An 18,356-nucleotide genomic window follows, 5' to 3' on the forward strand; every position below is an offset into this window, starting at 1 on the left:
CCGGATGAGAGACAGGAAAGCGCCCGCGGCCTCGTCACCGCGGGCGCCAGCCGGCACCTGTCCCGGGGCAGGTGCGCTTAGCGGTACACGCGCTCGCAACGGCGTTCCACGATGCGGTCGCCCTTGTCTTCCTGGCTGTTGCCCTGCACCTTGCGGCCGATGGCGCCGCCGGCCACAGCGCCGCCGACAGTGGCGACTTTCTTGCCGCTGCCACTGCCGACCTGATTGCCCAGCAGGCCGCCCACGACCGCGCCGATGGCGGTGCCCGCCACGCGATTGGGGTCCTTGCTGTTCTTCTGCACTTCCACGTTCTTGCAGACGACCTTGCTGCCGTCGTTGAAACGGCGGCCTTCGTCTTCCGGGCCATACGTCTGCGCTGCAGTGGCCGACATCATCGACATCAGGCCCAGCGACAGCAGGAGGCGAGGGGTGTTCATGGCGAATCTCCTTGGTGGGTATCGCCATGCGAGCCTGCGCGGCCCGTCGCGAACGACAAGTGAAATCCGCGTTGCGCGTTCATGCCCCGGTTCGCTGTGCGTGACGATCCCGCCACAAACATGACGGCGGGCTGACGGATGGCGGGCGATATTGACGTACGCACCACACCGGCCGCCTTACGTTGCAGGCAACGAGACGAGAGGAGTCGCGCCCATGCATACCCCCGAAGAACTGGAAAAGAAGCTCTGGAAAGCAATCAAGTCCGATCGCACCTTGATGCTGGGGCTCGATGGTGCGGAGGCGGGCCATACGCGGCCGATGACCGCGCTGCTGGAACATGAAGGCCGTGGTCCGCTGTGGATCTTCACCGCCACCGACAACCAGCTTGCCCAGCGCACGCGATCCCCGCAGCGCGCATTGGCCACGTTCGCGTCGATGGGACACGATGTGTTCGCCAGCCTGCAAGGCATGTTGGTTCGCGATGATGATCGCGCGGTGATCGATCGCTTGTGGAACCCCTTCGTCGCCGCATGGTACGAGGGCGGCAAGAATGATCCCAAGCTGGCGCTGCTGCGCTTCGATGCCGAACATGCGGAGATATGGCTCAACGAGCAGAGCCTGCTGGCCGGGGTGAAGCTGCTGTTCGGTGTGGACCCCAAGGAGGACTACCAGGACAAAGTGGCCGACGTGGACCTGCGTACGCACCCGGCGTGATCCGGGGGCATCGATAGGCCGGAAGTCACGCCTTCCCCAACGGCGCCTGACTCCGGCCGCGCCGGTTTGGCCGGCGCGCGTTGTGACGCCCGTGAACAGGGAAAACCAACGCGCTGGAACAGGGGCCAGGCCGCGGTGATCACTCACCGGATGTCATGCCCCATGTTGTTGTATTCGCAAACCCATCTGCACAACCTGCTGGACCGACTGGAAACCAGCGACGCCCGTACCACCGGCCAACTCGAAGCGCTCACCGTGTGGGTGGCGGCGCTGGTACAGACCCATCCCGACGGTGAACGCCTGCGCGCCACCGCACAGGCATTGTCCGCATGCAGCCCATTCCGTGCGCTGTGCCAGTACCAGGAGGAGGTGGCTGCCTACGACGCCACGTTCTGCCAACTGCAATCGCTGGCCGCGCCCGCCGATGGCGCGCCGCGCGTGCGCATGCCGTTGCCGCCCAACGTATGAGGCGCGCCTCGCCTGATGCTGGCCGCCGTCGCGTACTGCGCACGCGCCGCCATTGCGAAGGTAGTGCCCCCGCGCTGACACCCCTGCGCGCCGCAGGCCTGCTGGCTGTGGCGGTGGTGGCGATGGGCGCGGTAGCTGCGCCGGATGCATCGCGCTCGCCCCTCCTCCGGCCTTCGGCCACCTTCTCCCCGCAATGCGGGGAGAAGGGACTTCGCGATGCACTGCATCAGGAAGAGGGTACCGCGCCAGCGATCCTTCGACGGGGACGCACTTGCAGCCAAGCTGGGCGAAGCTAGGGCTTCGCACAACGGTACCCGCGTGGTCGCCGTGGCTGTTTCACCGGATCCGGCAGGCCGCTGCTGCGGCATCGACCACGCGTGCAGTGTCGCGCGCGATTCGCAAAGACCACGTCAACGCGCGGGGCCGAATCGGCCTGAAGTGCGGGCCGGGTCACACCGCGGCGTGAACGCGTGCTGTCTTGCGCATCAGTGCGTGGCTGTCTGCGACGAGGTGCCGGTGACGTCGATGAAGACAGGGTTGGAATAGAACCACAGGTCCTGCCAAGGATCCTCGCCGGGCACATCCGCCTGCGCCGTCGCCTCGTGCGTGCTGCTGCCACGCGCGCGCACGAATGCGCCGCGAGCGGGTACCGGCACCTCCCACGTGACGGACAGCCAGTCGCCGTCGCGCCGCCAGGTGCCCGCGCCCCAACGGCGCGTCTGCATGACCGGGATGCCGTCGTCGCCGGGCGTGCCGACGATCAGCTCCATCTGCGCCAGCAGGGGGCGTTCGCCATGGGCATTCGGAGTTGCCGGTTGCCGTACGCGCAGCTCGATACGCATCGTGCTGGCCGCCGGGAGCACGAGCGTGTCGCCCAGGGTTGCGACGTGTGCAGCGCCGTCGGTGCTGCGCACCTTCAGTTCCAGTGCATCGATCAGGTCGCCGGTGACGGCGAACATGCGGCCCTCGCGCAGGCCGTCGAGGATGTCGCCGGCATCGCGCCGTGCCCACACGTAGGTCTTGCTGTATTCGCCCGGATCGTAATCGCGTCCGCCGTCGCGCAGGTTGTGGTGCGAGTCGGAGGTGGCGGTGATCCAGAAACGACGGCCCTCCGCGAGCAAGGTGTCCCACACGCCGCCCACCTGCGTGGTCATCTGGTCGAAGCCGCCGAACGTCGGCGCGGCGGCGTTGCGGTACAGGCCGCGCTCGGTGCGCGTGGCCTGGTGGCCGGGCGCGCCTTCCATGCCCACCAGGACGTGCGGCGCGGCGTCATGCCAGGCGCGCAGTTCGGCCGGTTCCACCTCGCCCCACTGGCCCACGCCGGTGGCGGTGCGCGAGGGGTGGTTGACGAACATCAGCGGCGGCGCGGGCAGGGTGCGCATGTGCACCAGCGCATCGAGCATGGTTTGCGTGTCGTCGCGCTGCACACCGTCGGTGGGTTCGTTGCGGCTGAAGCGGCGTTCGATCTCGACCAGTTGATCGCGCTCGCGCGGGCCCGGAGGGATGATCAGCGAGGCGTGTTCGGCGGCCGGTACGTCGAACTCCATGCCGTTGAACTGGATCAGCGCCGGCACGTCCCTGCGCGCCTGTTCCAGCGCTGGCCAGGCGTGGTCGCGGGTCACGGCGGAGTGACCGGGGCCGCCATGATCGGTATGCACCATCCAGGTGAGGCCGAACGCCAGCGCCTGCCGTGCGTTGCGGCTGCGCGTGTACGGCGAGTCGCCACCGCGGATGGGCGTGGGCGGTGAGGTACTGCGATCCCAGTCCACGCTCCACTCGCTGTGCACGTGGTGGTCGCCGGCTTGCCAACCGCGACCGGCGTGGGGATCGGTGGCGCAGGCGGAAAGGAGGAGGGCCGACAGGGCCGGCAGGAAGAGGAAGCGCATCGAAGTCCTCGCGAAGCAGGATGCCGCCGCGGCGTGCGGCGGTATCGCGGGAAGAAGAAGCGCGCCGCGGGCATCCGCCGGCGGCGCGCAGGTACTCAGAAGTCCGCGCGCAGGCCCAGGCTGATGCGGCGGCCCGACTTCTCGTACATCGTCGGGAACGACGGGTCCATGGTGTAGCCGCTGGTCACTTCGTCCGTCAGGTTGATGCCCTTCAGGCTCAGCTTCAGGTGGTCGCTGATGCGGTAGCCGATCGATACGTCCAGCTGGCCGTAGGCGTCGCGCCAGATCGGGTACATGTTGTAGCCGATCGACTCCACGTACTCGTCCTTGTGGTTGTACGACACGCGCGCATCGAAGTGCTGGTTCTCGTAGTAGGCGGTCAGGTTCCAGGTCTTCTCCGCCAGGCCCGGCATCGGCGTGCGGATGCCCAGGTCGGATTCGCCGGCCAGCGAACTGTCCAGCATCGTGTAGTTGGCATTGATGCCGAAGCCGTCCAGGGATGCGTGCAGCGCCGACAGCGGCAGGTTGGCGATCAGCTCGATGCCGTCCACGTCGTACGAGCCGCTGGCATTCACCGGCTGGTACACGTCGAAGTCGTAGTAGCCGTTGAGCGTGCCGTTGGCGTTGTAGACGGCCACGTCCTCGACCACGCCGGTCAGCGCGTTCACCACCACGCCGTCGATCTTCTTGCGGAAGTACGACGCCGCCAGCAGGCCGCCGTTGTCCAGGTACTTCTCCAGGCCGATTTCCCACTGTTTAGCGTAAGTGGGCTTCAGGTCCGGGTTGCCGTCGGTGAAGCGGAACGAGCTCCAGCTGGCGGTGCGTTTGTAGGCCACGTCGGTCAGTGCCGGACGGATCAGCGTCTCGGAGCCGGCGGCGCGCAGCAGCAGGCCGTCGGCGAGTTCGGCGGTCAGGTTGAAGCTGGGCAGTACGTCGGTGTAGCCGCCGTCGCTCGACACCGGCGTGTCGGTATAGCCGGTGCTGCCGTCCGGGTTCTGCACCGGGTGGTAGCCGAACGACACCACCGAGGTGTCGACGTAGCGCGCGCCCGCGTTCACCGTGACCGGCACACGACCAAGGGTGAAGTCGAAGTTGGTCATCGCGTACAGCGCGGCGACCTCTTCGTCCACGCGGTAGTACTGCGCGTCGTCGAACGGCGTGGCGAAACCGGGGTACCGGAAGTAGCCGCGGGCGAAGTCGTTGGACACCTGCTGCCAGTCGAGGTCCTTCACGCTGTAGGCACCGCCGGGGACGATGTCGCCGATCCATTGCAGCGGGCTGTCGGCCAGCGTGCGCGTATTGACCCAGGACGTGTCGCCGGGGCCCGGACCGGTGATCTTGAGTTCGCCGTACTGGCGCTCCTTGCTGCGGTCGGTGTAGCGGCCGCCGAACTGCACGCTGCGCAGCGCAGGCAGGAACGGCAGGTCGAGCTTGCGGGTGACGTCGAGCTTGGCGGCGTACTTGTCGTCGTCGATCTTCTCCAGCGTGGTTTCATACGCCTCGAACAGGTAGCGCTCGGGCGAGGCGTACATGTCGAAGCCGGCGGAACTCGCACTGGGAATGGTCTCGCCGCTGCGGCCGGTCCAGCGCGTGCGCGACGGCGCATAGGCGACGTGCTTCAGGTTGGAATAGTCCAGCGTCTTCTCCGCACCGGAGTAGCCGGCCATCGCTTCCACGTCCCAGAGATCGTTGTTCCAGTCCAGCGCCAGGCTGTACTGGCCGTAGTCGGTCTTGTTGATGCGCTCCTTGCTGAGGAACTCATGCTGGGTGGCGGTGTAGGACACGTCGCGCAGCACCAGCATGCCGTACTCGGACAGGGTGGTGTCGTCGTACTCGTGGATCGTTTCCAGCGTACTGCGGCTGGAGGCGGAGTAGGCGGCGGCGTCGTATTCGTCTTCGGTCGTGTCGTAGCCACCCACCATCGCGTCGAACGTCAGGCTGAAGGTGCTGCTGGGCCGGTACTGCAACGAGGCGGTGGCGCCCCACTTTTCCTGGTCGTTGAGGTAGACGCGGTCGCCCACCTTGTCCTGGAAGATGATCAGGTTGCTTTCTGCGGTATCCGCGCGGTTGTCGATGGTCCAGCCGGTGTCGCGCTCGACCACGGCCTCGGCCTGCGAGCCGCGGGTGCCGGAGGCGCCCAGGAAGCGCGACAGCGGGCGGAAGTTGATGCCCGAGGTGGAGTCGGTGCGGTTGGTGCGCTGCGCATGCGCGAAGGAGACCAGTGCGCCCCAGTCGCCCCAGGTGTCGCTGGCCAGGAAGGCGAACTTGGGGTCGGTTTCTTCGGAGATCGAGTTATGCGCGCCCTCGGCGGAGAACACCAGCTTGCGATCGCTGTAGTCGAAGGGCCGCGCGGTGGAGATCTTCACCGAACCGGCGATGCCGCCTTCCTCGTCGGCGGCGGTGGGCGATTTCTGTACGGTGACCTGCTGGATGATCTCCGAGGCGAACAGGTCGAATTCGACATCGCGCCCGCCGCTGCCGGAGGCGGTGGCCAGGTCGTTGATGGAGACATGGGTGTATTCGGAAGGCAGGCCGCGCACGTTGACCTTGCTGCCCATGCCCTTGTTGCGCTCGATGGTCACGCCGGGCATGCGCTGCAGCGCTTCGGCGAGGTTCTGCTCGGGAAAGTCCGCCACGTCGGTGGCGACGATGGAATCGGAGAAACCCACGTTGTAGCGCTTGATGTCGACGGCCTGTTCCAGGCTGCGGCTGTAGCTGCCGACCACGGTGACGCTCTCCAGATCCTGCGCGTCCACCGCCTGCGCGCTCGGCGTGGGTGCAGGGGCTGCGGCAGCCGGCGCGGGCGCAGGCGACGGGACGGGCGTTGCGGGGGTGTCGACTTCGATGGTGACGGTGCTGGTGTTGAGGTAGCGGTAGCGCAGGCCGGTGCCCTGCAGCAACTGCGCGAGCGCCTGGTCCGAAGACAGGCCGGCGGGCACGGCGCGCGTGCGGGGATTGCCGGCCTGTGCGGTGTAGACGAACTGCAGGCCGGTCTGGCGCGAGAGTGCATTGAGTGCACTGTCGAGCGATTGCGGCGGGATGGCGTCGGTCGCGACGGTCGCCTGCTGGGCGGCGACGTTGGCGGTCGCAGCCTGCAGGGCAAGAGCAATGGAAAGGGCGAGGATTCGGCGCATCGTGGGATCCGGGTGGAGTGGGGTGGTGGCGCGCGATCGCTCGCGCGCACCTCCACTACGAGGGTGCACGGCGGCGATCGGGCACCGTTTTCTCCGTGAATTTTTTCTTACAGCGCCGGGATCACCACGGGCCGTGCACGGGCGCACGGCGCGAACGCACGCGGATCTCGCGCGCATCGGCACTCACGGTGAGCGTGGGTTGTTCGTCAAGGAAAGCGCGCAGCGAGGCAAGATCGTCCGCGCGCAGGTTGCCGGTCAGGCGCAGCGCACCGGCTTCGCTGTCGTCCACGCGCAGCCGCACGGTGTTCATGCGGTTGAAGCGGTCGGCGATGTCGCGCAGCGGTTCGTCGCGGAACACGACGCGCCGTTGCCACCACGCCGTCATGGCCGCGACATCTTCCTGCACCACACTGACGTGGTGGTCGGCATAGGCCACGCGCGCGGACTGTCCGGCGGCGAGGTCGGCGAGCAGCCGTCCCTTGCCCGCGCGGTCGACCACGTGGATGCGGCCCTCGGCCACGCCGAAGCGCGCCTGGTCGCGCTGCAGCGACACGTCGAAGGTGGTGCCGATGTCGCGCACTTCCAGTCCGGCGGCGTGCACGGTGAACGGGCGGCGATCCGCGGCGACCACGAAACTCGCCTGGCCGCGCGCCAGTTCGATGCGCCGGCGCAACAGGCCGACGGTCACGGTGACGTCGCTTTCCGCGTTGAGGTGCATCACCGTGCCGTCTTCCAGCGTGACCATGCGTGGGGCACCCTGCGCGGCGATGTAGTGGCGCGTCGAAGGCAGCGCCGCATGCACCGCGATACCGATGCCGAGCAGCAGGGCAGCGGCGGTCGCGATGCGCGGCAGGCGCCGCGGTGGTGCGCGCGCGGCGCGTGGACGCGCCGGGCGCAGGGGCAGCGGAACGACGTTGTCGCGTACGCCCGGTACGGCGGCGTCCGCCGGCAGTCCACGCACGGCATCGCCGATCTCGGCGGCGACCCGGGCGATGGCCAGGTATTCGCGCAGGTGCACGGGCGAGGCCACCAGCCATGCCATGAAACGCTGCTGGTCGTCCGGGCCCAGCGCGCCCTCGCGCTGCATCACGTGCCAGTGCGCGGCTTCGCGGGTGGCGGCGGACGTGCCGGGCGGGAACAGGGGCGTGGCCATCACGCGGTCCCCATCGCGCGGCGGCAGACGGCCAGGCCGCGCACCACGTGTTTCTTCACCATGTGCGGCGATACGCCCAGGCGCTCGCCGATCTGGCGGTAGGTCAGGCCGTCGCGGTACTGCATGACGAGGACGGCGCGCGTGCGCGCCGGCAGGGTCGCGAGCAGGGCCTGCATGTGCTGCCGGCGCTGGGCGCGTTCGGTCGCGTCTTCCACGCCTTCCGCGTGGGTGACCAGGGCCGCCACCTGCTCGACATCTTCCATCGGCACGGGCGTGCGTTGCCGGCGCGCGGCCTGTTCGCGCGCCAGGTTCAGCGCCACGGTGAACAGATAGGCCTCGGGGTTGGCGATCTGCTCGCCCTGGCCCTGGTGCGCACGCAACAGGCGCAGGTAGGTTTCCTGCACCAGGTCCTCGGCTTCGTCGTTAGCGCCGCGACGGGCGAAGAACCCACGCAGCGCCGGTGCCTGGTCCGTGAACACGCGGGTGAGTGCGCGGAGCGCGTGTTCGGCCAAGGTCCCGTCCCACGCCGTCGGAGAGGGCGGCAAGGTACGCGGTGAGGATGACGGTTCGGTGACATGCGCCCGACATCAGAGGCGGCTGACGCTGCGCAGACGTATCGCGGCGGCGGCCACGCCCTGCTGTGCAGCCGCGAGCGTGCGCAGTGCCTGCACGACCGCGCCCGGTGTCGCGCAGGCCAGCGCCACCTGGCCCCAGGCGATGCATTGGCCCGCGTCGTAGACCTCGTAGTCGGCGAAATAGTGGCGGGTCTTCGTGGCGTCGACCAGGTCAGGTGCCGACGTGCACATCGCACTCGCATTCTGCGTAGCCAAGCTGTTCCAGTGCGATCTCCAATGCCAGGGCGTAGCTGCGCGCGCCGTAGCCGTCGACCACCGCGAGACGGCGGCCGGCGGTGGTGGGCAGGCTGCCCTCATCGAGATCGTCATGCACTTCCACATACGGATGGGCGAGGCCCTGCACGGCACGCTGCAGCAGCGGATGGTCGGTGAGCGCACCGGGGTCGAGCAGGGTGGCGCGCACACCCCATTCGTTCGCCAGGCGCAGCGCGGTCAGCACGTCCGTGATGGAGCCGCAACTGCGCACGGCCAGCGTCTGGCCTGCGCAACCGGCCCGCTGCACCAGCGCGCCGAGCACCGACGGTGGCAGAGGACGCGCTGGCGAGGCGAGGTTGTCGTGGCGCTCGGGACCACGGATGACGAGAATGGACATGAGAGGCTCCTGGTCAGGCATGGAAGGGCTCCGCGGCGTGCGTATGGCCCGCGCGGCGCAGCGCGATGTCGAGCGCCAATGCGTACGCGCGCGGCAGGTCGTCCCGCAGGATCACGGTGACCAGCGGTGCGTGCCGTGGGTGCACGCGGGGCTCCAGCGCATGCGTGGCGTCGTCGTGCACTTCGATGTACGGCGACGGCAGGTCGTCGAGCGCGTCGCGCAGGGCCCGCCTCTGCGTGACGCCGTCGAGCGCAAGGTCGCCGATATCCAGCAGCAGCATGTCGCTGTGCGCGATGTGCGCACGACGCAGGCAGGACAGCAGGTCGCGCATCGTCGCGAAGGTACGGCAGCGCAGGCGCTGCCCGGCAGCATGCGCGCGTTCGCGCAGCGGAGGGTCGAGGGAGGAGGCGTCGGGAAGCGCGGCATGCGGGCCACGCAGGATCAGGATGGACATGCATCGGGTCGTGGCGCACATCGCGTGCAGTGGGGCCACGATAGGTCCGTGCCGCGTAACGGCTCCATGCGCTTCGGCGCCGGGTGCGTAAAGAACGCGTAGCGTTTCAGCGCTGCGCGATCAATATCGCGCCGGCCAGCGCCAAGGCCGCGGCCCATGCCGCGTCGGACGTGCATGCGCGATGCCACCACGCGCCGCGGCAGACACCGGTGGCGATGAGCTGGATGGTCGCGAGCATGGCCAGCAGATGCAGGCCGACGGCCGCCAACATCAGCAACAGCGAACCGGTGGCGGTGATCGCGCGCGCAGGCGCTTCCGCCATGCACAGCGGGACCAGTGCGGGCACCAGCATGAAGCCGCTGCCGTGTGCGGCGCCCGTCAGGCAGGACCAGGCGGCCAGGTCCACGCGTGATCGGCGGACGACCCGCGATGGAGGGGAGGATGTGATGCGCGCACGCCGTATCAGTCGCCACGCCGCGAGTGCAAGCAGACATCCGCCCGCCACGATCTGCATGCGCTGTGGCGCCAGCCGCACGCCCTGCATCACCAGTGCCACGACCAGCGCCACCGACAGCGCATGTCCTGCGGCGATGGGCAGCAGCGCGCGCCGCACGTCGCGCGCATCGCCGCTGCGGCTCGCTTGTGCCGCGGCGAACAGCCAGCCGTTCGCCGGACTCAGGCCATGGAGCGCTCCGAGACCGGCGACGGCGAGCCACGGCCACCAGGCGTCGGGCAGCGACATGATGGCGTGGCGTCAGGGCTTCGCCGCGCAGCATCCGCCGGCCGCGCCGAGCGGCGCCGCATCGTAGCGGTCGTGGTGGCGCACCCAGGCCATCGGGTAGTCCTCGGCGTCTTCATTGCGCCCGTGCGGGGTGAGGTCCAGCAGCGCGTAGGTGTGCATCATCGTTTCCACGCCACGGCCGTAACGCGAATAGGTGTGGAAGACCTCGCCGGCGTCGTCGCGCACGAACACACTGATGCCGGGGGCTTCCTCGTGCGGGAACGGTTGCCGCGTGTAGTTGTAGTCCACCATGCCGCGCGACATTTCCTCCTGGCTGAAGTTGACGCCGAAGTCGTGGTTGAACGTGGAGCCATGCGAGGACACCCACGGGAAGGTCCAGCCCATGCGATGGCGGAAGGCTTCGATATCGGCCAGTGGTGCGCGCGAGACGGCGACGAGGGTGAGGTCGCGCTGGGCGAGGTGGACGAGCGCGCCGGCGTGGTGGTCGGCCATGAAGGAGCAGCTCTTGCAGCCCTGTTCCCAGCCGGGCGCGAACATGAAGTGCTGCACCATCAACTGGCGGCGGCCGTCGAACAGGTCGGCCAGCGTGCGCGTGCCCTGCGGTGTGTCGAACGTGTAGGGCGTGTCCACATGCACCCATGGCAGGGAACGGCGTTCGCGCGCGATCTGGTCGTGCAGGCGGGTGAGTTCCTTCTCGCGCGTGAGCAGCGCGAGGCGGGCGGTGCGCCATGCGTCGCGGGTGACGATGGCGGGCGTGTCGTGGGCAAGCGTGTCCATGGCGGGATTCCGGTCCTGGTGGTGGGAGGTGGGCGGCGCGGCATGCGTCGCCCCTGCCGATGCCGGAGGGGCATCGGGTTGCGGAACAGAACGATGTGCCGCGTGATGCGGCGGGTGCGTCAGGCGGTGCGTGCGGGCCTGCGCACCGCGCGGAGCTTGCCGCTGGGGCCGCCGCCGCAATAGAACAGGTCGGCACCGTCGGATTCCAGGCCGCTGATGTGCGCGCCCGCCGGCATGTCGAGGCGTTCCAGCACGCGTCCGTCGCGCGGGTCGATGCGGCGAAGGTCGCTGTCGTCGCCATCCCAGGTGGCGTGCCACAGGTCGCCGTCGACCCAGGAAACGCCGGTGACGAAGCGATCGGACGCGAGGGTGCGCAGGATCTTGCCGGTGTCCGGATCGATCTGGTGGATGCAGCGATCGCGGTACTGGCCCACCCACAGGCTGCCTTCGGCCCAGGCCATGCCGGAGTCGCGGCCTGCGCCGGGCGCGGGAATCGATGACACCACGGCGCCGGTGGCCGGGTCGATCTTGTCGATGCGGGCTTCGGCGAGCTGGTAGAGATGCGTGCCGTCGAAGGCGGTACCGGCATCGCCGGGACGGTCGATGCTGCGGACGACGTCGCCGCTGGCGGGTTCGATGGCCAGGATGCGTTCGCTGGTGGCGGCCCAGACATGGTGGCCGTCGTGGGTCACGCCATGGATGCTGGGCGCACCCTCGAATGGTCCGTATTCGCGGACGATCTCCGCCGTGCGTGCCGGTGCGGCATGGCGGGGGGTGGAGGCGGTGTCGTTCATGCGGAACTCCGGATGCGGTGGGTGTGTGGCCAATCTACGCAGCCGGCAACACGGCAGGGAGTAACAAGATGGTCGTGAATCCGGACAGCGGCGGCGCCAGCCAGCGCTGTGCGCGGGCACGGCCCACCGAATGCGCATGGCCGGCGCTTTCCAGTGCAACGAGTGCGCGCTGCACCGAGCGCTGGCCCATGCCAGTGGCCAGCGCCAGTGCCGAGGTGGACCACGCCATGCCGTCTGCCAGCAGGCCCTGCAGGGCGGCCTGTTCGCCATCCAGCGGAGGCGCCAGCACGGCGACGGCGCCTGCGTGATGCGGCACCAGCAGGAAACCGCGGTCGCTGGCGGTGATGTCGGCCAGCGGCGCGATGAGGCGGCGTAGGCGCCCGATTTCCACGCGCAGGCGCCCGCGGTGCGTCTCATCCGGATCGCGTGTCCGGAACACGCGCGCGATCAGCGCGTTGCGGTCCACGTCGCCAGGCCAGCCGACCGCGAGCGCGCGCAACAGCGCGAACAGCACCGGGCGTCGCGCGAGCGGCAGCGTCGCATCCGCCTCCCGCAGCGCATGGCGCACGGCGTCGACCACCAGCGCGCCGCTGGCGAGCAACGCGTCCACATCGTCCAGCGTCACCGGTTGCTCGTGGCCCCCGTGCAGGAGGCGGGCGGCGGGGCGTTGCAGGATGGCGGCGACGTCCGCGACTTCGGCGGCCAGTGCGGGAATGCCTGCCTGCGCCGCGGCGGCCCTTGCCTGCGCCAGCGCGCGGCGGGCGTCGCGCAGGTGCAGCGAACGCAGCGCGATCTCAGCGCGCGCAAGCGCGGCCAGCGCCTGGTGCGCGGGTGCACCCGTGTCCATGCCAGGGGTTGCGCGCAGTGAGGTGGCCGCCGCGTCGAGGCGGCCCAGCAGCAGGTGGCGGCGGACGGTGATCAGGTGCGCGTGCGTGGCGTTGGCGTGGTCGCCACGGGCGGCGAGCAGGCGGGCGGCGTCATCGAGCGCGCGTGGCGCAGTGCCGAAATCGCGCAGGGCTAGCGCGACCTCCGCTTCGGCGATCACGCAGCGCGCGCGCGACACCGGTTCGCGCGTGCCGAAACCGCGTGCGGCACGACGCAGCAGGTCGCGTGCGCGCGGGTAATCGCCGAGCTGTGCCATCGCGATGCCGCGCAGCGCCAGGGCGGGCGGATCGTCGCGCCAGCCGACGTGGTTGAGCGCACCCAGGACATCGCCGGACGAAAGCGCGCGCCCGGCGGCGGTGATCAGGGAGTCCATGCCGGCAGCCTACCGCGCCGACGGGCCGCCGTCGCGGATTCAGTCCGCCGCCAGTGCCCGTCGCATGCGCGCATGGTCGCGGCGGTACTGGCGCGCGAGTTGCGTTTTCTTCGTCGCACTGAGGATGCGGCCCGACACCTGGAAGAACTTCTTTTCTTCTTCGCGCAGGTGGTGGTGCACCTTCCCCGACAGCTCGCGCGCCTTCTTCAGCCAGGCGGCATGGCGAGGATCCAGCGACTGGATGTCTTCGACCAGTTCATCGATCTCGTGGTGCTCGTGCAGCGCGTGGCGCGAGGAATTCAGACCGCGGTCGTCCATCAGGATCGGGACGTAGAGGAACCGTTCTTCCGCGGCGGCGTGCGCCGCCAGTTCGATGCGCAGGGCGGTGAACAGGTCCAGCCGCTCGCGCGTGCCCGGTTTCGACCGCAGCAGGCGGCGGCACAGCGAGCGCTGGGTTTCATGGCTTTCGTGCAGCGCGTCGTAGATGGTTTCGGGCATGGGCAATGTCCTGGCGAAGGGCGCGCAACGGGAGCCGGTCAGGGCAGGGTACGCACCTTGGGCTCGCGCGCGTACTGGCGGGTGCGCGCGGCCTTGATGAAGGCCGCCGTCTCCGACGCCTTCACCACGCCCGCGTCCTTGCCGATACCGGCGGCCTTGATGACGGCGGACGCGCCATCGTCATGGGCGATCGCCTTCAGGTGCCCGAACGCATCGCGCACCCAGTCGACCGCGGCGGCCTCGGTCGCCATGGCCTTGCCTGCGGCGTCCGACAGCACCACGGCCACGGCGTCGAACACCATCGACGGCGTGCCGGCGAGTTGTCCGTCCGCCGGCAGTCGCTTGCCGTTGCCGAGTTTCGCACCGCCGATTTTCGGCGCAACGATCTTGACCTGTGCGCCATCGGCTTCCGCTGCCTTGCGCAGCGCGGCGATCGTCGCCGCGTCCGAACCATCGTCCACCAGGATGCCCACGCAACGGCCCCGCAGGGTCGGTTTCATCTTGCCGATGATCTGCAGCGCGGGCGACGGCGGCATGTCCTTCGGCTTCACCGTCGTGGGTGGTGCGGGCGGCAGCGTCTCCAGGCCGAGGCCGCCGGCGACGCGCTGGGCGAGATCGCTGTCGATGTGGCGCAGGTGGCCAACGATCGCCTCGCGCACGTGCGGGGTTTCCACTTTCGAGAGTTCGAACACCAGTGCGGCCGCCATGTGCGCCTGCTCCGGTGCGGTCTGGCTGCGGAAGAACAACCGCGCCTGGCTGTAGTGGTCGGCGAAGCTCTCCGGCCGCACGCGTCCCTTGTGGCCGTCGGCGATGCTCGCGTGGCTGCGGAAACCGGCGGGCGTTTCGCGCGGGGTGTCGCCCTGCAGGCTGCTGGGCTCGTAGTTCACGCGGCCCTTGGGCACCTGCATCTGCATGTGGCCATCGCGCTGCAGGTTGGCGAAGGGGCACTTCGGCGCATTCACCGGGATCTGGTGGAAGTTGGGCCCGCCCAGGCGCGACAGCTGCGTGTCCAGGTAGGAGAACAACCGGCCCTGTAGCAGCGGATCGTTGCTGAAGTCGATGCCGGGCACGATGTTGGCCGGGCAGTAGGCGACCTGTTCGGTCTCGGCGAAGAAGTTGTCCGGCCAGCGGTCCAGCACCATGCGGCCGATCACCGTCAGCGGCACCAGCTCTTCGGGGATCAGCTTGGTGGGGTCGAGGTGGTCGAACGGGAACGCATCGGCCTGTTCTTCGGTGAACAGCTGCACGGCCAGCTCCCATTCGGGGAAGTCGCCCTTCTGGATGGCCTCGAACAGGTCGCGGCGGTGGAAGTCGTTGTCGGCGGCCTGCAGTTTCACCGCTTCGTCCCACACGGTCGACTGGATGCCGAGCTTCGGTCGCCAGTGGAACTTCACGAAGGTGCTGTTGCCCTTCGCGTCGAGCAGCCGGAAGCTGTGCACGCCGAAGCCTTCGATCATCCGCAGCGAACGCGGGATCGCGCGGTCGCTCATCGCCCACATGATCATGTGGAAGGCTTCCGGCGTCAGCGAGATGAAATCCCAGAACGTGTCGTGTGCGCTGCCGGCCTGCGGATAGGCGCGGTCGGGTTCCATCTTCACCGAGTGCACCAGGTCCGGGAACTTCATCGCATCCTGGATGAAGAACACCGGGATGTTGTTGCCCACCAGGTCCCAGTTGCCTTCCTGGGTGTAGAACTTCACCGCGAAGCCGCGCACATCGCGCGGCGTGTCCACCGAGCCCGCGCCGCCCGCCACGGTGGAGAAACGGCAGAACACCGGCGTACGCACGCCGGTCTCGGTCAGCACACGTGCGGTGGTGTACTTCTTCAGCGACTTCGTCAACTCGAAGTAACCATGCGCACCCGAGCCGCGCGCATGCACGATGCGCTCGGGGATGCGCTCGTGGTCGAAGTGGGTGATCTTCTCGCGCAGGATGAAGTCTTCAAGCAGCGTCGGCCCGCGGTCGTGCGCGCGCAGCGAGTTCTGGTTGTCGCTGACCGGGATGCCCTGGTTGGTGGTCAGGAGTGGATGCTTGCCGCCGGCACTGAAATGCAGTTCGCCGCCTTCACCGCGCGCAGCGTTGTCGGCGGTGGGACGAGCGGAGGATTTCGCGGGGGATTTGCGCGTAGCCATCGGGGGGCTCCTGGACGACGTGGGGGCCACTCCGTGATGGAGGGCCTTGGCACGCGTCATCATCGGCGTCCCCGCGTGCAGGCCGCGTTAGGAGCGTTGACGGCGGACCAACGCACGGTCGCGGACACTGGCTGTCCGCATCCGGTGGCATCACTGTCGCCTTTCCCTCTGGAGATGACGCAATGGAAACGAATGAACTGCATCGCGGCCGCCTGATCGACCATATCCAGCTGGTCGTGCGCGACCTGGACGCCAGCCGCACGTTCTACGCGGCGGTATTCGACGTGCTCGGCATTCCGATGGCGGGCGAGGGCGGCAATTACTTCTGGGCCGACGAGTTGTTCGTCTCCACCGCCGACAGTGAAGCGGCGGATGGCAAGCTCACGGGACGCCACCACATAGCGTTCCAGGCCCAGGACCGCGCGATGGTGGACCGCTTCCACGAAGTCGCGCTGGCGCACGGCGGCAAGGACAACGGCGCGCCGGGTCTGCGCGATTACCACCCCGGCTACTACGGCGCGTTCGTGCTCGACCCTGACGGCAACAACATCGAAGCGGTGTACCACGGTGAAGCCAAGCGCAGTGCGCCGTCGGTGAAGGTGGAGTTCTGACGGATGCTCCCCTCTCCCTGCGCAAGCGGGGAGAGGGTGCCGAAGGCGGGTGAGGGGCGAACGAAGTCAGGGGACGTGAGCGCCGCGGCACCTCCGCGTTCGCGCTCGCCCCTCATCCGCACCCGTATCAAGTACGGGGCAGACTCTCCGGGCACCTTCTCCCCGCCGAGCGGGGAGAAGGGACTACTGCTTACAGAAACATCCCGCCCGACGCCTCGATGCGCTGCGCATTGACCCAGCGGTTCGCCGGCGAGAGCAGCGAAGCGACCACGCCGCCGATGTCGTCGGGCACCCCCACGCGGCCGAGCGCGGTCTGCGAAGCCACGAAGGCATTGAGCTGCGCGTTGTCGCGCACGGCGCCACCACCGAAATCGGTCTCGATCGCGCCGGGCGCGACGATGTTCACCGCGATGCCGCGTGCGCCCAGTTCCTTGGCCTGGTAGCGCGTCAGCACTTCCATCGCGCCCTTCATCGCCGCGTACGCCGCATAGCCGGGCAGGGCGAAACGCGCCAGGCCGGACGAGATGTTGATGATGCGGCCGCCATCGGCGAGCAGCGGCAGCAGCGTCTGGGTGAGGAAGAACGGTCCCTTCAGGTGTACGTCGACCAACGCGTCGAACTGCGCGCGCGTGGTCTCGGCGAAGCCGGTGTGCACGCCCATCCCGGCGTTGTTGACCAGATGGTCGAAGCGGTCACGGCCCCACGCGGCGAGTTGCGCGCGCACGGCGTCGGCGAAAGCGTCGAAGCTCTCACTCTGGCCCACGTCCAGCGGCAGGGACGCGGCGCGCTGGCCGAGCGCTTCGATCTCGGCGACGACCGCCGCCGCTTCGGCCTGCTGGCTGCGGTAGGTGATCAGCACGTCGTGGCCCTGGCGGGCGACGGCGAGGGCCATGTTGCGGCCCAGGCCGCGGCTGCCGCCGGTGATCAGGGTGAGGGGGGATGAGGTCGGGGTCATGGCAGGTCTCCGGTCGGGGAAGGCGGTGGATTCACCGTGGAGGCACCGTATTGGGTGGGAGCAGGTGGATAAATCGGCTTAGACTGATTGGACCGTTCGCATATGGCGAACAATCGTCGGACGCTCCATGAACCGCCTCGATGCCATGCAGGCCTTCGTCCGGGTCGCCGAGATGGCCAGCTTCACCCGTGCGGCCGAGAGCCTGGGCCTGCCCAAGGCCAGCGTGTCCACCGCCGTGCAGCAGTTGGAAGCCTGGCTGGGCACGCAGCTGTTGCACCGGACCACGCGGCGCGTGCAGCTGACCCAGGATGGGCAGGCGTTCTACGAGCGCTGCCAGGATCTGCTGGCCGACATGGACGAGGTGCAGCACCTGTTCGCGCGCTCGCCGCAGGCCCTGCGCGGGCGCCTGCGCGTGGACATGCCGGCGCGCTTCGCCCGGCACTTCGTGCTGCCGCACCTGCCGGCGTTCCTGCACGACCATCCGCAACTCGCGCTGGAACTGAGCTGCACCGACCGTCGCGTGGATGTGGTGCGCGAGGGGTTCGACTGCGTGCTGCGCGTGGGCACGCTGGCCGACACCAGCCTGATCGCGCGACCGCTGGGCCAGTTGCGCGTGGTGACCTGCGCCAGCCCGGAGTACCTGCAGCGGCATGGCGTGCCGCAATCGCCGGACGATCTGCCTGCGCATCGGCTGATCCACTACGCCAGCCAGTTCGGCGGCAAACCCGATGGCTGGGAGTACTGGGATGGCGCGCGCTATGCCAGCGTGCCGATGGAAGGCGCGCTGACGGTGAACAGCTCCGATGCCTACGAAGCGGCCTGCATCGCAGGACTTGGGCTGATCCAGGCGCCGGTCGCGGGCCTGCGCACGTTGATGGATCAGGGCTTGCTGGCGGAAGTGTTGCCGACGTACGCCGCCGAGCCGATGCCGGTCGCGCTGCTGTACGCGCACCGTCGCCACCTGCCGCAACGCGTGCAGGCGTTCATGGCGTGGCTGGCGGAGACGGTGCGGCCGCACCTGCAAACGGACTGATGCGTGTCCGCTGTTCTTGTGGGAGCGACGTCGGTCGCGAAGATGTCTCAGGGGAACGGCGAAAGGCTTCGCGACTGACGTC

At 68.8% G+C, this 18,356-nt stretch carries 19 protein-coding genes; 4 read left to right on the forward strand and 15 right to left on the reverse strand.

Annotated features, from left to right (window positions below; translation table 11 throughout):
• Positions 1-77 precede the first annotated feature (77 nt).
• Positions 78-437, reverse strand: coding sequence for a glycine zipper 2TM domain-containing protein (locus tag OY559_RS05890; protein ID WP_277729129.1), 360 nt, complete (start codon positions 435-437; stop codon positions 78-80).
• 214 nt (positions 438-651) lie between these two features.
• Between OY559_RS05890 and OY559_RS05895 the strand changes: the two genes are divergently transcribed.
• Positions 652-1,152 carry a pyridoxamine 5'-phosphate oxidase family protein gene (locus OY559_RS05895; protein ID WP_277729130.1) on the forward strand — a complete coding sequence of 167 codons (501 nt, stop codon included), beginning with the start codon at positions 652-654 and terminating at the stop codon, positions 1,150-1,152.
• 162 nt (positions 1,153-1,314) lie between these two features.
• On the forward strand, positions 1,315-1,620 hold the full coding sequence (locus OY559_RS05900) for a hypothetical protein (protein WP_277729131.1): 306 nt from the start codon (positions 1,315-1,317) through the stop codon (positions 1,618-1,620).
• A 485-nt stretch (positions 1,621-2,105) separates the two neighbouring features.
• On the opposite strand, the gene OY559_RS05905 is transcribed toward OY559_RS05900, so the two are convergent.
• The 13 genes from OY559_RS05905 to OY559_RS05965 form a co-directional block, all read right to left on the reverse strand.
• On the reverse strand, positions 2,106-3,506 hold the full coding sequence (locus OY559_RS05905) for a CehA/McbA family metallohydrolase domain-containing protein (RefSeq protein WP_277729132.1): 1,401 nt from the start codon (positions 3,504-3,506) through the stop codon (positions 2,106-2,108).
• 95 nt (positions 3,507-3,601) lie between these two features.
• Positions 3,602-6,640 (reverse strand): TonB-dependent receptor, encoded by a 3,039-nt coding sequence (locus tag OY559_RS05910; protein ID WP_277729133.1) that lies wholly within the window; start codon positions 6,638-6,640, stop codon positions 3,602-3,604.
• A 121-nt stretch (positions 6,641-6,761) separates the two neighbouring features.
• Positions 6,762-7,793 (reverse strand): FecR family protein, encoded by a 1,032-nt coding sequence (locus OY559_RS05915; protein ID WP_277729134.1) that lies wholly within the window; start codon positions 7,791-7,793, stop codon positions 6,762-6,764.
• Positions 7,793-8,305, reverse strand: a complete 513-nt coding sequence (locus OY559_RS05920) for an RNA polymerase sigma factor (protein ID WP_277729135.1) — start codon at positions 8,303-8,305, stop codon at positions 7,793-7,795. The genes OY559_RS05915 and OY559_RS05920 overlap by 1 nt, the downstream gene beginning before the upstream one ends.
• 75 nt (positions 8,306-8,380) lie before the next feature.
• Complete coding sequence (locus OY559_RS05925) at positions 8,381-8,599, reverse strand: hypothetical protein (protein ID WP_277729136.1); 219 nt, start codon at positions 8,597-8,599, stop codon at positions 8,381-8,383.
• Complete coding sequence (locus OY559_RS05930; protein ID WP_277729137.1) at positions 8,580-9,020, reverse strand: 3-dehydroquinate dehydratase; 441 nt, start codon at positions 9,018-9,020, stop codon at positions 8,580-8,582. Before OY559_RS05930 ends, OY559_RS05925 begins: the two co-directional genes overlap by 20 nt.
• Before the next feature lie 13 nt (positions 9,021-9,033).
• Positions 9,034-9,474 carry a hypothetical protein gene (locus tag OY559_RS05935; RefSeq protein WP_277729138.1) on the reverse strand — a complete coding sequence of 147 codons (441 nt, stop codon included), beginning with the start codon at positions 9,472-9,474 and terminating at the stop codon, positions 9,034-9,036.
• A gap of 106 nt (positions 9,475-9,580) precedes the next feature.
• Positions 9,581-10,216 carry a hypothetical protein gene (locus OY559_RS05940; RefSeq protein WP_277729139.1) on the reverse strand — a complete coding sequence of 212 codons (636 nt, stop codon included), beginning with the start codon at positions 10,214-10,216 and terminating at the stop codon, positions 9,581-9,583.
• 12 nt (positions 10,217-10,228) lie between these two features.
• Positions 10,229-10,993 (reverse strand): DUF899 domain-containing protein, encoded by a 765-nt coding sequence (locus OY559_RS05945; protein WP_277729140.1) that lies wholly within the window; start codon positions 10,991-10,993, stop codon positions 10,229-10,231.
• A 119-nt stretch (positions 10,994-11,112) separates the two neighbouring features.
• A complete protein-coding gene (locus OY559_RS05950) occupies positions 11,113-11,787 on the reverse strand; it encodes a Vgb family protein (protein ID WP_277729141.1) in 675 nt (224 codons plus the stop codon).
• Between the two features lie 34 nt (positions 11,788-11,821).
• Positions 11,822-13,045: a helix-turn-helix domain-containing protein gene (locus OY559_RS05955; RefSeq protein ID WP_277729142.1), complete on the reverse strand. Its 1,224-nt coding sequence runs from the start codon at positions 13,043-13,045 to the stop codon at positions 11,822-11,824.
• Between the two features lie 39 nt (positions 13,046-13,084).
• Complete coding sequence (locus OY559_RS05960; protein WP_277729143.1) at positions 13,085-13,543, reverse strand: hemerythrin domain-containing protein; 459 nt, start codon at positions 13,541-13,543, stop codon at positions 13,085-13,087.
• A 38-nt stretch (positions 13,544-13,581) separates the two neighbouring features.
• The gene (locus OY559_RS05965; RefSeq protein ID WP_277729144.1) at positions 13,582-15,675 is read right to left on the reverse strand and encodes a catalase; all 2,094 of its coding nucleotides are present in this window, start codon (positions 15,673-15,675) and stop codon (positions 13,582-13,584) included.
• A 182-nt stretch (positions 15,676-15,857) separates the two neighbouring features.
• Here OY559_RS05965 and OY559_RS05970 point away from each other — a divergent pair, with 182 nt between their 5' ends.
• Positions 15,858-16,286, forward strand: a complete 429-nt coding sequence (locus OY559_RS05970; RefSeq protein WP_277729145.1) for a VOC family protein — start codon at positions 15,858-15,860, stop codon at positions 16,284-16,286.
• 190 nt (positions 16,287-16,476) lie between these two features.
• On the opposite strand, the gene OY559_RS05975 is transcribed toward OY559_RS05970, so the two are convergent.
• Positions 16,477-17,241 (reverse strand): SDR family NAD(P)-dependent oxidoreductase, encoded by a 765-nt coding sequence (locus OY559_RS05975; protein WP_277729146.1) that lies wholly within the window; start codon positions 17,239-17,241, stop codon positions 16,477-16,479.
• A 127-nt stretch (positions 17,242-17,368) separates the two neighbouring features.
• On the opposite strand from OY559_RS05975, the gene OY559_RS05980 reads away from it, so the two are divergent.
• Positions 17,369-18,274 (forward strand): LysR family transcriptional regulator, encoded by a 906-nt coding sequence (locus OY559_RS05980; protein ID WP_277729147.1) that lies wholly within the window; start codon positions 17,369-17,371, stop codon positions 18,272-18,274.
• Positions 18,275-18,356 lie beyond the last annotated feature (82 nt).

This window comes from Pseudoxanthomonas sp. SE1, from assembly GCF_029542205.1.
In the GTDB taxonomy this organism is placed as follows: Bacteria; Pseudomonadota; Gammaproteobacteria; order Xanthomonadales; family Xanthomonadaceae; genus Pseudoxanthomonas_A.

Coding starts and splice junctions, on each gene's coding strand:
- OY559_RS05925 (WP_277729136.1), bottom strand. CDS start 8,599: ATGTGCACGTCGGCACCTGACCTGGTCGACGCCACGAAGACCCGCCAC.
- OY559_RS05890 (WP_277729129.1), bottom strand. CDS start 437: ATGAACACCCCTCGCCTCCTGCTGTCGCTGGGCCTGATGTCGATGATG.
- OY559_RS05955 (WP_277729142.1), bottom strand. CDS start 13,045: ATGGACTCCCTGATCACCGCCGCCGGGCGCGCGCTTTCGTCCGGCGAT.
- OY559_RS05940 (WP_277729139.1), bottom strand. CDS start 10,216: ATGTCGCTGCCCGACGCCTGGTGGCCGTGGCTCGCCGTCGCCGGTCTC.
- OY559_RS05965 (WP_277729144.1), bottom strand. CDS start 15,675: ATGGCTACGCGCAAATCCCCCGCGAAATCCTCCGCTCGTCCCACCGCC.
- OY559_RS05910 (WP_277729133.1), bottom strand. CDS start 6,640: ATGCGCCGAATCCTCGCCCTTTCCATTGCTCTTGCCCTGCAGGCTGCG.
- OY559_RS05950 (WP_277729141.1), bottom strand. CDS start 11,787: ATGAACGACACCGCCTCCACCCCCCGCCATGCCGCACCGGCACGCACG.
- OY559_RS05895 (WP_277729130.1), top strand. CDS start 652: ATGCATACCCCCGAAGAACTGGAAAAGAAGCTCTGGAAAGCAATCAAG.
- OY559_RS05930 (WP_277729137.1), bottom strand. CDS start 9,020: ATGTCCATTCTCGTCATCCGTGGTCCCGAGCGCCACGACAACCTCGCC.
- OY559_RS05945 (WP_277729140.1), bottom strand. CDS start 10,993: ATGGACACGCTTGCCCACGACACGCCCGCCATCGTCACCCGCGACGCA.
- OY559_RS05980 (WP_277729147.1), top strand. CDS start 17,369: ATGAACCGCCTCGATGCCATGCAGGCCTTCGTCCGGGTCGCCGAGATG.
- OY559_RS05900 (WP_277729131.1), top strand. CDS start 1,315: ATGTTGTTGTATTCGCAAACCCATCTGCACAACCTGCTGGACCGACTG.
- OY559_RS05915 (WP_277729134.1), bottom strand. CDS start 7,793: ATGGCCACGCCCCTGTTCCCGCCCGGCACGTCCGCCGCCACCCGCGAA.
- OY559_RS05975 (WP_277729146.1), bottom strand. CDS start 17,241: ATGACCCCGACCTCATCCCCCCTCACCCTGATCACCGGCGGCAGCCGC.
- OY559_RS05935 (WP_277729138.1), bottom strand. CDS start 9,474: ATGTCCATCCTGATCCTGCGTGGCCCGCATGCCGCGCTTCCCGACGCC.
- OY559_RS05970 (WP_277729145.1), top strand. CDS start 15,858: ATGGAAACGAATGAACTGCATCGCGGCCGCCTGATCGACCATATCCAG.
- OY559_RS05960 (WP_277729143.1), bottom strand. CDS start 13,543: ATGCCCGAAACCATCTACGACGCGCTGCACGAAAGCCATGAAACCCAG.
- OY559_RS05905 (WP_277729132.1), bottom strand. CDS start 3,506: ATGCGCTTCCTCTTCCTGCCGGCCCTGTCGGCCCTCCTCCTTTCCGCC.